At 71.1% G+C, this 19,033-nt stretch carries 20 protein-coding genes and 1 tRNA gene; 8 read left to right on the forward strand and 13 right to left on the reverse strand.

Annotated features, from left to right (window positions below; all coding sequences use genetic code 11):
• Positions 1–37: 37 nt before the first annotated feature.
• Positions 38–865, forward strand: a complete 828-nt coding sequence (locus FJ657_RS00235; RefSeq protein ID WP_255447044.1) for an alpha/beta hydrolase — start codon at positions 38–40, stop codon at positions 863–865.
• 73 nt (positions 866–938) lie between these two features.
• Here FJ657_RS00235 and FJ657_RS00240 read toward each other — a convergent pair whose 3' ends face one another.
• Positions 939–1,874, reverse strand: a complete 936-nt coding sequence (locus tag FJ657_RS00240; protein WP_141161705.1) for a DUF2510 domain-containing protein — start codon at positions 1,872–1,874, stop codon at positions 939–941.
• Here FJ657_RS00240 and FJ657_RS00245 point away from each other — a divergent pair.
• The gene (locus FJ657_RS00245; protein ID WP_141161706.1) at positions 1,846–2,118 is read left to right on the forward strand and encodes a hypothetical protein; all 273 of its coding nucleotides are present in this window, start codon (positions 1,846–1,848) and stop codon (positions 2,116–2,118) included. The two genes, FJ657_RS00240 and FJ657_RS00245, sit on opposite strands and share 29 nt — an antisense overlap.
• 364 nt (positions 2,119–2,482) lie before the next feature.
• Positions 2,483–4,060 carry an HNH endonuclease signature motif containing protein gene (locus FJ657_RS00250; RefSeq protein WP_141161707.1) on the forward strand — a complete coding sequence of 526 codons (1,578 nt, stop codon included), beginning with the start codon at positions 2,483–2,485 and terminating at the stop codon, positions 4,058–4,060.
• Between the two features lie 384 nt (positions 4,061–4,444).
• Here FJ657_RS00250 and FJ657_RS00255 read toward each other — a convergent pair whose 3' ends face one another.
• Positions 4,445–5,455, reverse strand: a complete 1,011-nt coding sequence (locus FJ657_RS00255) for an AraC family transcriptional regulator (RefSeq protein WP_181408811.1) — start codon at positions 5,453–5,455, stop codon at positions 4,445–4,447.
• A gap of 169 nt (positions 5,456–5,624) precedes the next feature.
• Here FJ657_RS00255 and FJ657_RS00265 point away from each other — a divergent pair, with 169 nt between their 5' ends.
• From FJ657_RS00265 to FJ657_RS00280, 4 genes are all read left to right on the forward strand, one after another.
• The gene (locus tag FJ657_RS00265) at positions 5,625–6,176 is read left to right on the forward strand and encodes a carboxymuconolactone decarboxylase family protein (protein ID WP_141161710.1); all 552 of its coding nucleotides are present in this window, start codon (positions 5,625–5,627) and stop codon (positions 6,174–6,176) included.
• Between the two features lie 150 nt (positions 6,177–6,326).
• Positions 6,327–6,647: a nuclear transport factor 2 family protein gene (locus FJ657_RS00270; protein WP_141161711.1), complete on the forward strand. Its 321-nt coding sequence runs from the start codon at positions 6,327–6,329 to the stop codon at positions 6,645–6,647.
• Between the two features lie 155 nt (positions 6,648–6,802).
• Positions 6,803–7,735 (forward strand): cation diffusion facilitator family transporter, encoded by a 933-nt coding sequence (locus tag FJ657_RS00275; RefSeq protein WP_141161712.1) that lies wholly within the window; start codon positions 6,803–6,805, stop codon positions 7,733–7,735.
• Between the two features lie 35 nt (positions 7,736–7,770).
• Entirely contained in the window at positions 7,771–8,178 is a 408-nt protein-coding gene (locus tag FJ657_RS00280) for an ArsR/SmtB family transcription factor (protein WP_141161713.1), read from the forward strand.
• Between the two features lie 307 nt (positions 8,179–8,485).
• Here FJ657_RS00280 and FJ657_RS00285 read toward each other — a convergent pair whose 3' ends face one another.
• The 8 genes from FJ657_RS00285 to FJ657_RS00320 form a co-directional block, all read right to left on the reverse strand.
• Positions 8,486–9,241, reverse strand: a complete 756-nt coding sequence (locus FJ657_RS00285; protein ID WP_141161714.1) for a GntR family transcriptional regulator — start codon at positions 9,239–9,241, stop codon at positions 8,486–8,488.
• 112 nt (positions 9,242–9,353) lie between these two features.
• Positions 9,354–10,061, reverse strand: a complete 708-nt coding sequence (gene deoC / locus FJ657_RS00290) for a deoxyribose-phosphate aldolase (RefSeq protein ID WP_255447047.1) — start codon at positions 10,059–10,061, stop codon at positions 9,354–9,356.
• A 40-nt stretch (positions 10,062–10,101) separates the two neighbouring features.
• Entirely contained in the window at positions 10,102–10,557 is a 456-nt protein-coding gene (rbsD, locus tag FJ657_RS00295) for a D-ribose pyranase (RefSeq protein ID WP_141161716.1), read from the reverse strand.
• A gap of 26 nt (positions 10,558–10,583) precedes the next feature.
• The gene (locus FJ657_RS00300) at positions 10,584–12,116 is read right to left on the reverse strand and encodes a sugar ABC transporter ATP-binding protein (protein ID WP_141161717.1); all 1,533 of its coding nucleotides are present in this window, start codon (positions 12,114–12,116) and stop codon (positions 10,584–10,586) included.
• Positions 12,116–13,141, reverse strand: a complete 1,026-nt coding sequence (locus tag FJ657_RS00305; protein ID WP_141161718.1) for a sugar ABC transporter substrate-binding protein — start codon at positions 13,139–13,141, stop codon at positions 12,116–12,118. The genes FJ657_RS00300 and FJ657_RS00305 overlap by 1 nt, the downstream gene beginning before the upstream one ends.
• A gap of 95 nt (positions 13,142–13,236) precedes the next feature.
• Entirely contained in the window at positions 13,237–14,238 is a 1,002-nt protein-coding gene (locus FJ657_RS00310; RefSeq protein ID WP_141161719.1) for an ABC transporter permease, read from the reverse strand.
• Complete coding sequence (locus tag FJ657_RS00315) at positions 14,235–15,152, reverse strand: ribokinase (protein ID WP_141161720.1); 918 nt, start codon at positions 15,150–15,152, stop codon at positions 14,235–14,237. Before FJ657_RS00315 ends, FJ657_RS00310 begins: the two co-directional genes overlap by 4 nt.
• A gap of 226 nt (positions 15,153–15,378) precedes the next feature.
• Positions 15,379–15,454 (reverse strand) — tRNA-Lys (locus FJ657_RS00320).
• A gap of 98 nt (positions 15,455–15,552) precedes the next feature.
• On the opposite strand from FJ657_RS00320, the gene bcp reads away from it, so the two are divergent.
• Entirely contained in the window at positions 15,553–16,029 is a 477-nt protein-coding gene (gene bcp, locus FJ657_RS00325) for a thioredoxin-dependent thiol peroxidase (protein ID WP_141161721.1), read from the forward strand.
• Between the two features lie 20 nt (positions 16,030–16,049).
• Here bcp and FJ657_RS00330 read toward each other — a convergent pair whose 3' ends face one another.
• Genes FJ657_RS00330 through FJ657_RS00340 form a run of 3 tightly spaced genes read right to left on the reverse strand, consistent with a single transcriptional unit; the run spans position 16,050 to position 18,893 of the window.
• On the reverse strand, positions 16,050–17,663 hold the full coding sequence (locus FJ657_RS00330; RefSeq protein ID WP_141161722.1) for a transporter: 1,614 nt from the start codon (positions 17,661–17,663) through the stop codon (positions 16,050–16,052).
• Positions 17,645–18,463, reverse strand: a complete 819-nt coding sequence (locus tag FJ657_RS00335; protein WP_141161723.1) for an ABC transporter ATP-binding protein — start codon at positions 18,461–18,463, stop codon at positions 17,645–17,647. The genes FJ657_RS00330 and FJ657_RS00335 overlap by 19 nt, the downstream gene beginning before the upstream one ends.
• A complete protein-coding gene (locus FJ657_RS00340; protein ID WP_141161724.1) occupies positions 18,405–18,893 on the reverse strand; it encodes a hypothetical protein in 489 nt (162 codons plus the stop codon). The genes FJ657_RS00335 and FJ657_RS00340 overlap by 59 nt, the downstream gene beginning before the upstream one ends.
• Positions 18,894–19,033 lie beyond the last annotated feature (140 nt).

Consider the following 19,033-nt stretch of genomic DNA (forward strand, 5'->3'; position numbering starts at 1 on the left):
GGCGGTTCTCCCGGCACGTCGCGGCTACGCTCGCCGGGTGACCGATGACACGCCCGCCCCCGGCAGCACCGCGCCCGGATCGTCTGCCCGACGCCCACGTTCCCGGGCCGTGCGGGTCGTGCGACGCGTCGGCATCGCCGCGCTCGCCGCCGGCCTCGTCGCCCTGCTCGGCTTCGTGATCTGGGCGCTCAACCCGATGCGGGCCGAGCCGAAGCCGCTCGCCGCGCTCGACGACGACACGGGCATCGCGGTCACCCGCAGCGCTGCGGGCGTGGTGCTCATCCCGAAGCAGGGCGCGACCGGAGCCGGCTTCGTCATGCTGCCGGGAGCGCGGGTCGAGCCCGAGGCCTACGCGGCCAAGCTGCGCGGGCTCGCCGACGCGGGCGTCGTGGTCGTCATCCCGTCGGTGACCCTGAACTTCGCCCTCTTCGACACCCGCTCGTTCAGCGACCTCACCCAGGTGGCGGATGCGGCGGGCGCGACGGAGGTGCAGCGCTGGTACGTCGGCGGGCACTCGCTCGGCGGCGTGCGCGCCTGTCAGCTGGTCGCCGACGACCGCTCGAGCGGCCGCGACGCGATCGCGGGGCTGGTGCTGCTCGGCTCCTACTGCGCCGCCGACATCTCGTCCACCGACGCGAAGGTGCTCAGCCTCGGCGGCTCGCGCGACGGACTCAGCACCCCCGCGAAGATCCAGGCCGCGCGACACCTGCTGCCGGACTCCGCGACGCTCGTCGAGATCCGCGGAGCCGACCACGCCTCCTTCGGCGACTACGGAGAGCAGCCCGGCGACAAGGCGGCCACCGCCTCCGACCGCAAGGTCGCGAGCACGCTGACGCAGCAGGTGCTCGTGCTGATGCAGGGCTAGACCGCGGGTTCGCGACGACGAGTCCGGCGGGCGAGGCGAGCCGACCGCGCAGCGCCGGGCGCCGCGGACCGGATCACCAGATCCAACCGGCCCCGACGAACACCGACAGCAGGCTGACGCCGCCGAGCACGATGCCGAAGATCGCCGGCACCTTGCCGACGCCCTGCTTCTGGTTCAGCCGCGTCAGCGCGACGATGCCCAGGATGACGGCCACGATGTCGAGCGGTCCGCCGAGGAAGATCCCGATGAAGAACGGGATGCCCATGAGCACGAAGCCGCAGATCCCCAGCACGAGCGCCGCGGTGGCCATCCCGTGGCGCTGGATGACCATGGGCTGCGCGCCGTAGCCCGGCTGCGCGGCGTAGTGCGGAGTGCCGTACTGCGGCTGCGGCGTCGCGTACTGCGGCTGCGGGGTCGCGTACTGCGGCTGCGGCGCAGCCGGCGAGTGGGCGGTCCACTGCGCCCCGTCCCAGTGGCGCTGGCCGCCCTGCCCGTCCGGGTACCAGCCGGGAGCGGAGGGAAGCGGCGCGTACGGGTTGGAGATCGTCATGCGACGAATGTAGGAGAGCGCCGGAATCCCGGCGAGACCCCGATCTCGGGGCACTCGCGCGGGGGTCGTGGTGTCACCGCTGCGGCGGCGCCGTCCGCTGGGCGCGCGACGCGGCGCGAACGCCGGGTGCACGAGCAGGAAGACGAGCACCAGCACGAGCACGGCGATCCCGACGACGATCGGCAGGGGACCCCAGACCCCGTAGAGCGCGGTGCCGAGCGTCGGCGTGATCACGAAGGTGAGAGCGGTGGTGGATGCGGTGAGTCCGGCGAGCCCACCCTGCTCCCGCTTCGAGACGAGCAGCGTCGGGCCGACCGTGTAGCCGACCATCGCGAGCCCGAGGCCGAGGCCGAGTGCGGCGTTCGCGACGACGAACAGCGGCAGGCCCAGGTCGAACGGCAGGCTCACGAATCCGGCGAGCGCGATCGCGATGCCGACGACCAGCACGATCGACGGCACGCGCAGCCGCGAGCAGCTGTCGGCGCGCCTCGACGACACGCAGCGGGTCGCCGACGGCGAGTGGATGGCGGCGATGCCGCGCGTCACCCGCGACGCCTTCGTCGAGGCGACCAGCGGTGATGCGTCGAAGTGGTTCGGCCGCAAGCTCCGGGTCGCGCTGGATGGGATCGGGCACGTGCTCGGGGCCGACGAGGGGGAAGGCGACGAGGAAGGCGAAGGCGAAGGCGAGTCGGAACGCGAGTGAGGCCAGGGCCGCGAGCGCGACAGTCGCGGGGCGGGGCGGGGCGGGCGCGGCGGCGGAGGCACGGGCGACGCGGGCGCGGCGGCGTCAGGTGGCGGCGCGGCCGCGGGGACGTCAGGTGGCGGCGCGGCCGCGGGGACGCACAGCTGCGGCGGCGAACGGTCGAGAAGGCGCTGGCCGCGGGGCAGGAGGAGCAGATCCGTGGTGCGGAGCGGCGCGTTCTGATGTCGGTGGAATGTGCCTCGGATGCGCGGTTCCGGTAGACGGAAGAGTTCTGGCCGATGCCGGTGGAATGTGCATCTGATCTGCGGTTCTGATCGGGGGTGGTGTTCCGGCGAATGTCGGTGGTGGCTGACACAGTGCAGGTATGAAGAGCCCCACGATCGCTCCCGGAAGCGACGGCGCTGCGCCGTTTGCTGACGGTGCGGTCGGCGGTGAAACGGCTCCGGTCGACGATGCGTCTGGCGAGGTCGTGTCGTTGTCGGGGCTAGTGGGCGAGGCGGAGTCAGCGGCCCTGCAGTTGGCGGCCGCGCAGGTGGCGGAGGTGCGGATGCTCGCCCGCGCCGGCCAGCTCGCCGAGACCGAAGCGGCGGGTTCGCCCGCGAACGTGCGAGCGCACGACATGGCGCTGCGATCGATCGCCGCCGAGATCGGCGGGATCCTGCGCTCCCCCGACCGGACCGTGCAGCGCCGCATCGGGGAAGCCAGGGAGATCGTCGAGTTCTACCCTGCGGCGTTGTCGGCGTGGGAGCACGGGTTCATCACCCGCGGCCACGTGACGGTGATCGTGGAGGCTGGGCGTGTGGTTCCGGTGGATCGGCGGGCCGAGTTCGAGCGGGAGGCGATCGACCGCAGTTTGAATGACACCCCGAACCGAGTGCGGGCCGGGCTGGAGCTCTACGCCGAGAGACTCACCGAACAGTCCTTCACCGAACGCCACGAGGACGCCACCCGCCAGCGTGCGGTCCGGTTCATCCCCGGGCGGGACGGGATGTGCGATGTCATCGCCACGGTCCCGACGGTGATCGGCGACGGCATCCTGGATCGCCTGACGCGGATGGCGCACGCGATACAGGACGCGAACGATGCCCGCGATCCGGCGTCACGCCCCTCCACAACCCCGGAGAACGCCGATCGTCGCACGGTCGATCAGATCCGCGCGGACGTGTTCGCTGACCTGATCCTCGCCGGGGCGCCGGCACTCGATCCGACCGTCCACGGCGACGGACCGGGTGCCCTCGGAGCGATTCGTGCACAGGTGCAAGTGAACGTCTCCGCGTTGACCCTCCTGGGTGACGATGAGCAGCCCGCCGACTTGATCGGACGCTCACCGATCGACGCGGGCACGGCCCGCTACCTCGCCGGCGAAACAGCCTCGTGGACGCGCCTCCTCACGGACCCGGTCGACGGCGCCACCGTCGCAGTCGACCGCTACCGTCCCTCGCTCGAACAGCGCCGGCACCTGCGCGCCCGGGATCTGCACTGCCGCTTCCCCGGATGCCGCATGGCGGCGATCCGGTGTGAACTCGACCACACGATCGACGCCGCCCTCGGCGGCCCGACCGCTCTCACCAACCTCGCTCACCTGTGCCAGCGACATCATTCGATGAAGCAGTTCACGCCCTGGCGGGTGAGACAGCATGCGGGCGGGGTCCTGGAATGGATCTCCCCGACCGGGCGCACCTACCGCGAAGACGCCCCCGCTCCGCCTGTCGCCTTCGTTCCGTACGCACATCCCATCCGCCACCACGCCCGGCATCGGCCGGCCGAACTCGACGACCCACCCGAGCATCTCGACGATCGACTCGATCCGCCTGAGCACAGTGGCGCCCCGGGCGGACAGATCGGCGAGACGCGCTCATCGGCGCCGAACTCGGTCATGACTTCAGAGCACCGGATCGACCATCCGAGCGATCACCTCGATCGCGACACCGCTCCGTTCTGAGCGGCCACCGACTGCGCCTCGCACCTTGAGCAGCCGTCACGGCGGCATCGAGTCGCGCTCCGGTCTGCTTCAGCACCCGCGAGTCGCTCGCCTTTCCCCATCACCCGAGCCGTGACCTGCGACCCACGACGCGCCGCTCGCGAGCTCCGAGCTGCGAGCTGCGAGCTGCGAGCTGCGAGCTGCGACAGACCGTGACGACGTCAGAGCGCAGCCTCACCAGTCCGCTACGTCGGGCCGCGAGTACGCCAGATCGCAACCGCGCCACAGCGCAACCGCACCCGTCCGCAATCGCGACAGCCTGCGACTGCTCCAGACCGCCACTACGCCAGTCCGCGACTGCCACCGCACCATCCCACGACTGCGTCGGCCACGTCCGCCATCAGATCAGGCCGCGGCGGCCCCCGCGAGCCAGCGACGTGGCGAGCACCCCAGCCGCTGACTGAACACCCGCGAGAACGCCGACACGCTCGCGTAGCCGAGATCGACCGCGACCGACTGCACCGACGCCCCGGCGCGCAGCCTCTGCTGCGCGAGCGTCAGCCTCCACTCGATCAGGTAGTCGTTCGGCGGCTGCCCGACCGTCGCGCGGAAGCGTTCAGCGAACGCGCTGCGCGAGAGCCCCGCCGTGCGCGCCATCCGCTCGAGCGTCCACGGCGCGCCCGGATTCTCGTGCAGCGCGACGAGCGTCGCCGTCAGCCGCTCGTCACCGAGCCCCAGCAGCAGCCCCGGCGGCAGATCGAGATCGCCGCTGTTGTCGAGGATCCACCGCAGCAGTCGGATCAGCACCACCTCGAACAGGCGATCGGCGACGAGCCGGCTGCCGCAGCCCACGTCATCCACCTCGGCGAACAGCAGCTCGAGCGCCGGCGCGAGCGTGCCGACCGCGTCGAGCGGCAGCACGACCAGAGACGGCAGGGTGCGCACGAGCGGATGCGTCGCACCGCCCTCGAAATCGACCGCCGCGCAGGCGAAATCCGAGTCGTCGGTCGGCGCGTTGTGGAACGCGTGCTCGAGCGGACGCGGGTAGAACACGAGACTCGGCCGGTCGACGACCGTGCGCCGCATCCGCCCATCCGGCTCCTGGTGCGTGACCTCCATCTCGCCCTCGCGCAGCACGTGCAGGAACCCGCGGCCGGGCTGCGCCGCGAACGTCGTCACCCCGCAGAGCGGGCCGGTGTGGAACAGCTTCGTGCGCACCCGGAAATGCTCGAGCAGAGCAGCGAGACGATCCGGCGCGGATGCGGTGGCGTCCGCGACGCGCCCGTCCGAGGAGACCGGGCGGGCCGGCACTCCAGCCGCATCGGGCGCAACGGCAGGTGCGGCAGGCGCGGCAGGCGCGACAGGTGCGGCAGGTGCGGCAGGTGCGGCAGGTGCGGCGATCACCGCGTCAGACATGGCGACTCCTGGACGAATAGGCAACTAGTGCGGATCAATCGGCACCGATCATCCTGACACGAATTGGATGCTGGTCTCACTCCCCCGCAGACAGCGGCGGGACGCCACGGAACCCCGCGGCGATCACCACCCCGATCACGACCACCCCGATCACCTCCCAAGGAGCCCCATGACCCACGTCGCCCTCGTCGAGCCCGAGACCGCCACCGGCACCGTCAAGCAGCAGCTCGACCAGATCCACGCCGCCTTCGGAGCTGTTCCGGCGATGTTCCGCGCCGTCGCCAACTCGCCGGCCGCCCTCACCAGCATGTGGGGCTCGTTCGGCGCTTTCGGCGGCGGCACCCTCGGCGCCGCGATCGGCGAGCAGCTCGCCGTCGCGGTCGCCGACCGCAACCGCTGCGAGTACTGCCTCGCCGCACACACCGCCCTCGGCCGCAAGGCCGGCGTCAGCCGCGACGCCCTCGCGAGCGCCCAGACCGGCCAGTCGGACGACCCCCGGATCGCCGCCCTGCTGACCTTCGCCCTCGCGCTCGTCGACCAGCGCGGACAGATCGCGGAGAGCGACGTGGATGCGGTGCGCGCCGCCGGCTGGAGCGACGAGGAGATCGTCGAGACGATCGGCCAGGTCGCCCTGAACATCTTCACCAACTACGTGAACGTCGCCCTCGGCACCCCCGTCGACTTCCCGTCGATCCCGTTCCGCAGCGGCACCGCCGCCTGACCCGCAGGCCCGCGTCGCGCCCTCCGCCGCGACGCGGGTCACGAGCGCGCATCCGCCGACTTGCACCGGCGGATGCGCGGCGCGCCAGACCGCGCCTCCGCGGATCACTGCTCCCTGGATGCGCGCCGCCGCCGGTGCGACGCTCGAGCCATGACCGAGATCCCCGCCGCCATCCAGCGCTTCATCGACACCACGAACGCCGCCGACGACGACGGCTTCGTCGCGAACTTCACCGACGACGCGTACCTCGAGGACTGGGGGCGCGGCTTCCACGGCCACGACGGCGCCCGCGCGTGGAACGCCTCCGACAACATCGGCAAGCGCTCGCGCTTCGAACTCGTCGACGCCGAGCAGGTCGGCGACGACTGGGTCGTCACCGTGACCGTGTCGGGCGACGGCTACAACCGCACGAGCCCGATTCGCTTCACCGTCGACGGCGACCGGATCTCGCGCATGCTCATCACGCCCTGACCCGCTGACCGCCGGAGACGCGCAGCCCGAGGCGCGCAACCCGAGACCCGCTGCCCGGGCGCCTCACGCAGGTCGCCGCCCGGCGCGGGGTTGACAGACATCCGCACCACGCCCAATATGTGAATGGTTGTTCATATGAGCAGACGGGAGCGGATGTGGGCACGGGGCACAGCCACGGTCCCGCCATCGGCGCAGAGCCGCCGGGCGGCGCGGGCGGCAGCGCCGGAAGCCGACACCTCCGCGCGCTGATCATCGCCGTCGCGCTCACCGGCGCGTTCATGGTCGTCGAGTTCGTCGTCGGCTTCGCCACGAACTCGCTCGCCCTCATCTCCGACGCCGGCCACATGGGCACCGACGTGCTCGGCCTCGCGATGGCGCTCACCGCCATCCTGCTCGCCCGCCGCCCCGCGACCGCCCAGCGCACCTACGGGCTCTATCGACTCGAGGTGCTCGCCGCGCTCGCCAACGGCGTGCTGCTCTTCGGCGTCGCCGGCTACGTGATCGTCGAAGCCGTGCTGCGGTTCGGCGACCCGCCGCACGTGCCCGGCCCTCCCCTGCTCGTCACCGCGATCGTCGGCCTCGCGGTCAACGTCGTCAGCTTCCTGCTGCTGCGCACCGGCGCCCGCGACAGCATCAACCTGCGCGGGGCGATGCTCGAGGTGCTGGGCGACATGCTCGGCTCGGTCGGCGTCATCGTCGCCGCGATCATCCTCTGGACGACCGGATGGCCGTGGGCCGACCCGATCATCGGCGTCGGGATCGGGCTGTTCATCCTGCCGCGCACCTTCCTGCTCACCCGGCAGGCGCTGCGCATCCTGCTCGAGGTCGCGCCGAAGCACGTCGACGTGCCGAAGCTCGTCGCCCGCATCGAGGCGCTGCCCGGCGTCGACAGCGTGCACGACCTGCACGTCTGGACGCTCACCTCCGGCATCGAGAACTGCACCGGTCACGTCCGCGTCGCCGAGGGCGCCGACTATGCGACCGTGCTCGAGTCGACGCAGGCCGTGCTCGACGAGAACGGCATCCACCACGCCACGATCCAGTGCGAGCCCGCGACCTTCCGCGGCGAGCGCGAGCTGCCGGTCTGACGCAGGGGACGCGAGGCGGGGTTAGGGTGAGCGCGATGACGAGCAGCGAGGCGGGGGATGCCGCAGCGGCGGTCGCGGTGACAGCCGTGCCGACGCCGGTGCCTGCCGCCGCGGCGCGCGCCGCGCTCCCCCACGACGACGCCGTCGAGCACGTCGCCGACGTCTTCTCGCTGCTCGGAGACCCGGCGCGGGTGCGCATCCTCTCGGCCCTGCTCAACGGTCGGATGCGCGTGCGCGACCTCGCCGCGGCGGTCGGCTCGAGCGAGTCGTCAGTGTCGCACGCGCTGCGCCTGCTGCGCGCCCACCGCGTCGTCAGCGTGCACCGGCACGGTCGCGAGGCGCACTACGAAATCGACGACGCGCATGTGCGCGCCCTGCTGCAGCTCGCGCTCGACCACGTCGGCCACGCGAATCCGCTGCACCCCGTCGGCGACGAGCACTGAGCGGCGGTCTCGGCGGCGCCGACCGAGCTGAACCGGTGCATGCCACGCCCCGACGACATCGGCGCGAGCCCGCACGATTCCCATGTGGCGGGCTCGCGCCGATGAACCTCGACGGGCTTCCACCACGATGTCCGTCGACGTCGACCGCGATCCGTCAGGAGCGGTCGAGTCGACCCTAGGCAACCTGAGCGAGCGCGCACCTGCCAGTTCGTCGAAGCGAGCGGACGCGATTGCCGGAATGGCGGAGTCGTCGCGTGCCTCGACGCACGGAGAGGGCGAAGGCCGCGGGGCCCCCGCAACGTCGCGATCAGCGACGCGACAGCAGTGAGGTGACGCGGAGTCGATCGGTGCGGATCCAGATGTCGGAGTACTCGATCGAGCGACCATCGGCGAGGTAGGTGATCTGCTCGATGTACTGCGTCGGCGCCCCCACCTCGACGTCCAAGGCGGCGGCGACCTCGGCCGAGGCCGTCACCGCAGAGAAGGTGCGCCGTCCGCTCTCGATCGTGAGACCGAGATTCTGCTCGAGGGACGCGAACAGGCTGTGCTCCGAGAAGTCGACGTGCTCGATCCCGACCGCGATATCGGTGCGCACGTAGTTGACGAGATAGACGACGGGGCCGGCGTCGGTGCGGCGCACACGTTCGAGGCGCAGCGCCGGCTGCTCGACCGAGATGCCGAGCAGCGAGGCGATCGGACGCGGAACCGGACCGACGATCGACTCGAGCACATCGGTCTCCCACCGCACTCCCTGTGATTCGAAGTCCTCCGAGAGGCTCGTCAGGCGCTGCGCGATCGACGGCTCGATCGCCCGGGCGGTCACGAAGGTACCTCGCCCGCGCACCTGCACGAGCAGACCCTCCGCGATGAGGGTCGTGATCGCCCGGCGCAGCGTGCCCCGGCTGACGCCCATCTCGTCGGCGAGGTCGGGCTCCGGCTTCAGCCGGTAGTGATCGGGCCACTCGCCGCCCGCGATGCGGTCGCGGAACGCCGAGGAGATCTGCGCATGCAGAGGTCGCGGCAGCTCGCGGTCGAGCTCGTTCGTCCATTGCTCACTGCTCATCTGCACGGCTTCCTGTCGGCCGACCTCGTGGTCGGAGGTGTCGTCGCGGCACTGCGTCGAGGCCTGCCGCCCGCCGCGACCCGGGTTGCGCACCCGGGCCGCGGCGAATCGGTCAATAGCTTCGCGTGTTCTCGTCGCTGGAGTCGGTCACGATCTCGATTCCGGCGCTCGTGCCGAGCAGCACGGCCCCGGCGCCGAGCAGAGAGCGAGCCTGGGCGAGCGACTTGATCGAGCCGGAGGCCTTGACGAGCACGCCCGGGCGAGCGCGCTCGACCAGGTAGCGGATGCTGGTCGGGTTCGCGACCTCGACGGCGCCGCTCGACGAGTTCTTCAGGTAGGCGGCGCCGGCGTCCTGAGCCAGCTCGATCGCCGCATCCTTCTCGCTGTCGGTGAGCAGCGGCAGCTCGAGCATGACCTTGATCGGCAGGCCGGAGGCGCGCACGACTCCGGCGATGTCCTCGCGGAACTCGTCGTACATGCCGCTCTTGAGCCAGCCGATCTGCACGCCGATGTCGATCTGCGTCGCGCCGAGGCGAGCGATCTCGGCAGCCTCGGCGGCCTTGCCGGCGCTGGTCATGACACCGACGGTCGGGAAGTCGAGCGCGGAGGCGATGCCGAGGTCGGTGCCCTTGAGCACGTCGGCCACGAGCGGCACCCACGAGGCGGGGACCATGGCCGCGTTGAAGCCGTACTTCACGGCCTCTTCGGCGTGGGCGACCATCTCGTCACGCGTCGAGCCGAGTTCGATCTTGGTGTGCTGGATGAAGGGGGCGAGCTCGGCGGGAGTGAGGGTCGAGAAGTCGATGGTGGTGTCGGTCACGGTGTTCGCTTTCTGTTGGGTCGGGGTCGGCACGGACTCGTCAGAGCCGGTCGGCGTAGTAATCGGGGGCGACGACGCCATCGCCGCCGAACCAGCGGGGCACGTCGACCCCGCAGAAGAGTCCGACGTTGCCCCAGGGCTCGAAGGCCCCGGTGCGCACGATGACCTTCGCCTCGGCGGCCGTGCGGCCGAGGATGTCGGCGTGCGAGCGGGTGCTGAACTCCGCGCCGGCGAAGCGCTCGAGCAGCCACTCGTCGAGGCGCGGGTTGTTCGATGGCACATCGTCGGCGCGCACGACGCCCTCGACGACGATCTCGTCGGCGATGAGGCCGATCACGGTGCGGAGGTCGGGCAGGTTCTCGGCGAGAGCGAGGTCGATCCGGTTCGCCGTCGGCGGGATCGGGAACCCGGCGTCCACGATCATGATCAGGTCGGTGTGGCCGAGGGTGGCGAGCGCGCCGCTGAGCGGCGCGTTGAGGATGCCGGTGCGCTTCACTGGTGTGTCTCCTGGGGTCGGGCGGCTCAGGCCGCGGACGTGTGGTCGACCGCGCCGGTCGCGGCGGTCATGATTGATTCCTCGGTCGCGGTGCGGGTGTCGACGACGTCGACGACCCTGCCCTGCGCCATGACGACGATCCGGTCGGTGATGGTGAGCAGCTCAGGGAGGTCGGAGGAGGAGCACAGGATCCCCACGCCGGTCTCCGCCAAGGCGAAGAGCTGCTCGTAGATCTCCGCTTTGGCCCCGACGTCGACGCCGCGCGTCGGCTCGTCGAGCAGCAGTGCGCGCGGGTCGATCGAGATCCAGCGCGCGATCATCGCCTTCTGCTGGTTGCCGCCCGAGAGGTTGACGATCGGGGTGTCGGAGCTCGCGGTCTTGACGCGCAGCCTCGTCGCGAGCTCGCGAGCACGCCCCGTGAACTCACCACGCCGCACCAGGCCGACTCGTGTCAGCGCCTTCACCGTCAGCACGCCGATGTTCTCGGCGACAGTCATGGTGGTCAGCAGGCCTTGAGCCCGACGTTCGCCGGGCACGTAGCCGAGGCGGTGCTCGACGCTCGCGATCGGGGTGCGAGCGGTGTACGCGGCTCCCCCGAGCTCGACCGTCCCGCCACGGCTGCGGATGGCGCCGAAGACGTTCTGCAGCATCTCCACCCGCCCGCTGTCGGGCAGGCCGGCGACGCCCACGATCTCACCGGGGGCGACGTTGAAGGTGACGGACTCGTGACGGGGGCCGCTCAGGTCGGCGACGCGGAGCGCCGGCGTGGCCGCCGAACGGGGTGTTCCCGCCCGCTGCTCGGCCCGGCTCGAGAACCGGTCGAGCTCGCGCCCCACCATCGCCGCCACCGCCTGCTCGGGCGTGACCTCGTCGCGGCGCCACGATCCGACATGACGGCCGTCGCGCAGCACCTCGATGCGATCCGCGAGCTGGAAGACCTCGGGCATGCGGTGCGAGACGTAGATCAGCGTGGTGCCCTGCGCCTTGAGTCGGCCCATGAGCTCGAAGAGACGCTCGGACTCGGCCGGGGTGAGCACCGAGGTGGGCTCGTCGAGGATCAGCACCCGGCAGTTCCGGGCGATCGACCGCGCCACGACGACGAGCTGCTGCGTCGCGAGGTCGAGGCCGCGCACCGAGGCGTCCGGGTCGATGTCGAGCTTCAGCTCGGCGAGAAGAGCGACCGCGCGCGCCCGCATCTGGCGGCGGGACGGGAACGCCCGCCCACCCGGTTCGATGCCGGAGAGGATGTTCTCCGCCACCGACCGGTCGGGCAGGAGCGCGAGCTCCTGCGGCACGATCGCCACCCCGTGTCTGCCGAGCATCGTGCTCGGTTCGAAGGCGGTGACGGTGTCGCCGAAGACGGTGACGCCTCCCTCGCTCGGCGGCTGCAGACCGGCGAGAATCTTGAGCAGCGTCGACTTGCCGGCTCCGTTCTCACCGAGCAGGGCCGTCACCTCGCCCGCGGTGATGTCGAAGCTGACATCCTCGAGGGCGCGCACCGGGCCGAAGCTGCGGCTGAGGTGCTCGACGCGGATCGCGAGCGAGGGAGGCGTCGACATCAGCCCTCCACCGTGGCGTCGGCGATGTTGGCCTTGTCGATGAACTGCGCGCCGGTGTCGACGCCGCTGATCTTCGTGCCCTTCTTGAGGTAGTCGACGAGCACCTTGACGGCCTCGTAACCCTGCTTCTCGGGGTTCTGGCTGATCGTGAACGAGACCACGCCGTCCTTCACATAGGTCGCCGTCTGGGGAAGCAGATCGAAGCCGACCGTCGTGATCTTCCCGGTGTTGCCGGAGTCGGCGACCCACTTCGCCGCCGCGGTGGTGGAGCAGCAGTCCAGGCCGGCGATCGCGACGACGCCGCTCTGGCCCGACATGGTCGACTCGACCGTGTTGTAGGCGGCGCTCGGCTCGTTGCCGACGTTCACCGGCCCGACGACCTCGAGCCCCGACGCCGAGGCTATGCCCTCCTTGAACCCGTCGAAGCGGTCGTGCGACCAGCCCGCGCCGGTGTCGAGCGAGAAGACGACGACCTTGCCGGTCGTGGTCGCGCCGAGCGTCTTCACGAGCTGCTCGGCCTCCGACTTGCCGGAGCCCTTCAGGTCCTGGCCGACGAAGCCCATCTGCTTCGATCCGGCGTTGTCGGTGTTGAAGGAGATGATCGGGATGCCCGCGTTGTAGGCCTGCTGGATCACCGGCTTCAGCGCATCGCTCGACGCGCTGGAGACGGCGAGCCCGTCGACCGACTGCTGCTGGATGAGCGTCTGCAACTCGGAGACCTGCTTCGCGGCGTCGCCGCCGGTGGGTCCGATCAGCTGGACGTCGGCATCCATCTCCTCGCCGGCCTTCTTCATGCCGGCCGAGATCGGCGTCGCGAAGGCGAGCGACGGATCGTGGTAGCTGAGCTTGATGCGCAGCGGCTTCTTCTCGTCGACGCGCTTCTGGATGTAGTCGGCCAGCTGGAAGCCGGCCTTGCTGTCGCCGGCATCGGTGGTGATCGCACCGCAGCCGGAGAGGGCGAGCGCTGCCGTGGCGGCGACGGCGCCGACCAGCATGATCCGCCTCAGGGTGGTGGAGATGGACATCGATACTCCTTTGTCGTGTCCTCGGGTGAAGGGTTCCGCGCGAGCGCGGGTCTTGCGGCCGTCTCGCCGGGTGCGCGGACGGAGTCGCGGGGCGCTCAGGCGCGGGTCTTGCGTCGGCGTTGCCAGGTGTCGGCCGCGACCGCGACGACGATCACGAGACCGGTGACGACCGTCTGCCAGAACGACGAGATCCCCTTGATGTTGAGGATGTTCTGCAGCAGTCCGATGAAGAAGACGCCGATGATGGTGCCCCACATCGTGCCCGAGCCGCCGAAGAGCGCGGCGCCGCCGATGATGACCGCCGAGATCACCGTCAGCTCGAGGCCCGTCCCGGTCACGCCCTGCACGTACGACAGGAACGACAGCCCGAGCACCCCCGAGATCGCGGCGGTGAGTCCCGAGATCACGAAGGCGGAGAGCTTGACCGCCCTCACGTTGATGCCGACGAGTCGCGCCGCCTCCGGGTTGCCGCCGACGGCGTAGGTGTTGAATCCGAGTCGCGACCGCGAGAGCACGAGGATGCCGATCGCGGCGACGATGGCGAAGAAGATGAGCTGCATCGGGATCGCGCCGAAGAGCTTGCCCTGCCCGAGCAGCGTGAAGTCCGCGACGCCGGGGGTGTCGGCCGAGAGCGAGATCGGGGCGCCGTTCGAGATCAGCAGCGTGACGCCGCGGAACACGCTGAGGCTGCCGAGGGTCACGATGAACGACGGGACCCCGAGCAGCACGACGGCGAGGCCGTTGACCAGCCCGGCGAGCACGCCGACGCCGAGGCCGATCAGGATCGCGAGCACCCACGGCACGCCGGCCGTGATCGCCATTCCGGTGGAGATCGCCGCGAGGGCGTAGGTCGATCCGACGGAGAGGTCGATCTCGCCGTTGACGATCACGAAGGTCGCGCCGATCGCCATGATCCCGATCTGGGCGACCTGCTGCCCGACGGAGAGCAGGTTCGAGCTCTGCAGGAAGCTCGGCGAGACGATCGCGCCGAGCACGAACAGCAGCACGAGCGCGGCGAAAACGCCCGCTTCGCGCAGGTGCAGCAGTCGGCGGAGGTCAAAGGGGGCCGTCCGGGTCGGGACTGCGGTGGTGCTCATGCGTTCTCTCCGATCGGGAGGTCGAGGTCAGCGCGTCGGGCGAGCGCGGGGATCACGCCGAGCACGGTCACGGCGTGGGCGCCGGCACAGCCGGCGAGGCGGACGGAGTCGACGAGGTCGGCGCCGCCGGCGAGTCCGACGGCGAGCGCCGCGGTGAACGCGTCGCCGGCTCCGGTGGTGTCGACCACGTGCTCGACCCTCTGCGCGGCCACCTCGGTGACGACGCCGCCCGACAGCACGAGCGCGCCGGCTCCGCCGCGGGTGAGCACGACATCCCCTGCGACCCGGGCCCCGAGTTCGGCGACGAGGTCGGCTTCGCGCAGGCCGTGATCAGCGGGGAGCCCGAGCAGTACGGGGGCTTCGGTCTGGTTGGGGGTGAGGATGTCGATGAGCGGCCACGCCTCGTCGGGCAGCGGGCGCGCCGGCGCCGGGTTCAGCAGGGTCGTCGTGCCGTGCTCGCGCCCGAGGCGCAGCGCGGCGATGACGGCCGGCTCGGGGATCTCCATCGACACGACGAGGATGTCGGCGTCGGCGATCGCGGCGGAGAACGAGCCCACCGCGTCGGCGTCGAGCTCGTCGAGCGCGCCGGAGGCGATGACGATCCGGTTCTCGCCGTCGGGCTCGACGAGGATGAATCCGACCATCGTGGGCTTGGTGCCGACGATCACGTGACTCGCGTCGATCCCCTCGGCCTGCCACAGCTCGCGGGCGGCTGCCCCGAAGGCGTCATCCCCGACGGCGGTGAGCAGGGAGACCTGCGCGCCCAGGCGCGCCGCGCCGATGGCCTGGTTCGATCCCTTGCCGCCCGGGCCCTCGGAGAACTCCCCGCCGGCGAGGGTCTCGCCGGCGGCGGGCGAGCGGGGAACTCGCATGGTGAGGCCGGCGCCGTAGCTGCCGACGACCGCGATCTTCATCGATGCGGATCCTTCATGTCTATGAACAACTCTGTACATGAGGACGGTATGTCTACATATGTCCACTGTCAAGAGCTGAGGCGCAACAGTGTCCCCAGCGGCCCACACGGGCGACCGACAAGCGTGCAGCTGTCCATCGATGAAGGCAGCACCCGAGATGGCGCGGATGGAGCAGACGCATCCCCGCAACTAGAAAGGCCCGGATCCGTCAGGATCCGGGCCTTCGTGGTACACCCCCCGGGACTTGAACCCGGAACCCACTGATTAAGAGTCAGTTGCTCTGCCAATTGAGCTAGAGGTGCATGCCGTTCGATCCGATTGCGAAGAACCGAACCGAGGGACAACGATAGCAGGTCTTTCGCGTGCCGTTGACCACCGCTCGCGACCGTAGGCTCGACGGGTGACCGAACGCCTGCAGCCCGGAGACCTCGCCCCCGATTTCTCGCTCGTCGACGACCACGGCGACACCGTGACGCTGTCGTCGCTGCGCGGGCGACGCGTCATCCTCTACTTCTACCCGCAGGCGTTCACCCCCGGGTGCACGACCCAGGCGTGCGACTTCCGCGACAGCTCCGCGCCGCTGCAGGCCGCCGGCTACACCGTGCTCGGCATCTCGCGCGACAGCGTCGAGAAGCTCGCCGAGTTCCGCGAAGAGGAGCACCTCCCCTTCCCGCTGCTCAGCGACCCTGACCACGCCGTGCACGAGGCCTACGCCGCCTGGGGCGAGAAGCTCAACTACGGGAAGACGATCACGGGCGTGCTGCGTTCGACCTTCGTGATCGACGCCGAGGGCAAGGTCGAGCAGACCTTCTACAACACGAAGGCCACCGGCCACGTGAACATGCTGCGCAAGAAGCTGGGACTCGCCGCCGCCTGAGCACCGGGCCCGCCCGAGCGTCAGACCCCGGTGCTGCGCAGCCGCGTCAGGATCTCGGGTCCGCGTCGGTCGAGCAGCCGTCCGCCGACGCGCACGCCGATCGCGAGCAGGATCGCGCCCTCGACGAGCCCGACCACGAGGGTCGCCCAGCCCAGGACGGGCCGGTCGAACACGATCGCGAGCACCCCGGGCACGAGCGTCGGCAAGCCGACCGCCGCGGTGATGCCGGTGACGGCATATGACCCGATCACCGACGTCATCCCGGCGCCCGCCGACCCGGCGAAGGGATTGCGGCCCGTGCGCGGAACCGGCACGACGACGAGCGCCGACGACACCGAGATCACGCCGAGCGCCCCGAGCAGCACGGCCGCGCTCATGCCGAGGATCGGCGGCAGCAGGTCGAGCCGGCCGACGACCGCGAGCCCGACGACGGCGATCACCACGGTGGCGGGCCCGGCGATGAGTCCGATCGCGGCGGCGCGGCCGATCCGGTCCGCCCATCCCGGCACCGGCGCCATCAGCTGCCCGGCGAAGGCGGTGCCGTCGTAGGAGATCGCGCTGAACATCGTCAGCGGCAGCAGCCCGGCGACCATCGGCGCCACGGCGATCGCCAGCGCCGGCTGATCCACCAGCCGCGCCCAGAAGATCAGCAGCACGGGCAGCAGCGGCACCACCACAAGCTGCCGCGTGTAGCGGGTGTCGCGGAACCACGAGGTCAGCGACCGCGCCGCGATCGCGCCGGCCGGGCTCGCCGGCATCCAGCGCAGCGCTCCGAGCCGACCGGCGGCGACGGCGCGACCGCCCGCGTCGCCGGTCGTGCGGGCGACCGCGAGCACGGAGGCGCGCCAGGCCGCGACCAGCACGGCCAGCACCACGAGACCGAGGGCGACCGCGCCGAGCGCGGCGAGCGGATGCCCTGTCGCGACCAGCCCCGGAGCCGACCAGATGACCGCGAGCGGAGACCAGGCGAGCGCATCCACGACACCGTCGACGGGCTCGGCCGCGCGCATCCCGACGAGCACCGCCGCCGCGATCGGCAGCACCAGCACCGTCAGGGCCGCCGCGATCACGCCCGCCCGCACCCCGGTGCGCCGCGACGCGATCGCCGCGGTCGTGAGCGACGCCGCGAGCCGGCTGCCGACCACGCAGATCAGGACACCGGGCACGGCGCAGACGATGGCGACCGGGATCGCCGGGCCCCGCCAGACCGCCGCCGCAGCCAGCGCGACCAGCAGCGTCAGCACCCCGGGGATCCAGGTCAGGCCGACCAGCACCTGCGCACGCATCAGGGTGCCGACGCGGATCGGGAAGCGCGCCAGCCGCCGCGGGTCGAGCGTGTTCTCGACGCCGCTCGTGATGAGCGGCACGATCATCCAGCCCAGCGTCAGCACGAGCCCGCCGGTCACGACCGTGCGCTGCCGCACCAGCAGCGCCCCCGGCTCGTCGCCGCCCAGCAGGCCCAGCAGCACGAGTCCGACGATCGCGAGCACCGCCACGACGGTGCCCTGCACGCCGCCGAGGATCACGAGCACGAGCTGCAGCACGTTGCGGCGCAGCGTGTTCAGCAGCACGCGGAACCGCAGCCGCAGCAGCAGGGCGATCGCGGCGCGCTCGCTCAGCTCCCCCGCAGCCACTCCGGCCCCTCGTCGTGGCGGCGACCGCCGACCAGCTGGAGGAAGCGGTCCTCGAGCGTGCCCTCGCCGCGGACCTCGTCGATCGTGCCGGCGGCGAGCACCCGGCCGGCGGCGACGATCGCGACGTGATCGCACATCCGCTGCACCAGATCCATCGAGTGACTCGACACCACGACCGTGCCGCCGGAGCGGGCGAAACCGGCCAGGATGTCGCGGATGTTCGCCGCCGACACCGGATCCACCGACTCGAAGGGTTCGTCGAGCACGAGCAGCCGCGGCGAATGGACGAGCGCGGCCGCCAGACCGATCTTCTTGCGCATGCCCGCCGAGTAGTCACTGACCGGCGACCCCGCGCTCGACGTCAGATCGAGCAGATCGAGCAGATCGGATGCGCGGCTCGCGACGGTCGCCCGGTCCAGACCGAACAGCAGGCCGGTGTACACGATGAGCTGCTCGCCGGTCAGCCGGTCGAAGAGCTCGACGCCGTCAGCCAGATTGCCGATGATGCGCTTCGCCGCGAAAGGATCCGACCACACGTCGAGGCCGTGCACCCGGGCCGTCCCCGCATCCGGCCGCAGCAGGCCCGTCGCCATCGACAGGGTCGTCGTCTTGCCGGCGCCGTTCGGGCCCACCAGACCGAAGAACGAGCCGCCCGGCACGGTCAGATCGACGCCGTCGACGGCCGCCTTCGCCCCGAAGCTCTTGCGCAGGCCGCGCAGCTCGAGCGCCGCGGTCGGCTCGTCAACCACGCCGGCTCGCGCCTGCGTCGCCCGCGCCCGCGCCGTCGGGGCCCGCGTCATCCGCCTCCTGCTGCCCGGGCTCGAGTCGCACCGTGCCGTCGCCGCGCAGCCGCAGGTGGTGGCGCACGGCCGGCACCTGCATGAGCGCGAAGAGCGCGACGCCGACGAGGATGAGCGGCCAGCCGATCTCGGGCTGCGACCCGGCGCCCCATAGCGCACTCACGCCGACCAGGATCGTGAGCAGCTGGGTCACGATCACGGCGGTGCGCGCCCACGCACGTCCGCGCAGCGTCGCGACGGCGAGCCCGGCGAGCGCGGCGGTCGCGAGCACCGCCAGCACCAGCAGCGCCCAGGCGCTCGCGAGCGAGTCGGCTCCGCCCGCGATCAGTCCGACGATCACCCAGATGGTTCCCGCGAGCGCCACGAGAGCTTCACCCGCCAGCAAGACGACGGCCACCGTCACGACAGGCGGGCGATGCTGGCGATTCACAGGCGCACTCCATTCGAACCTATTGATCTGACGTAACAAGTATGAAACAGTGACTGACGGTTGATTGAGCGCCGACGATGAGGTCGACGTCCTCCCGAAATCCACGTCATCTCATCTTCGCTGAATCGTGCGGATTCATT

It is taken from the genome of Schumannella soli (assembly GCF_006517435.1).
In the GTDB taxonomy this organism is placed as follows: Bacteria; Actinomycetota; Actinomycetes; order Actinomycetales; family Microbacteriaceae; genus Schumannella; species Schumannella soli.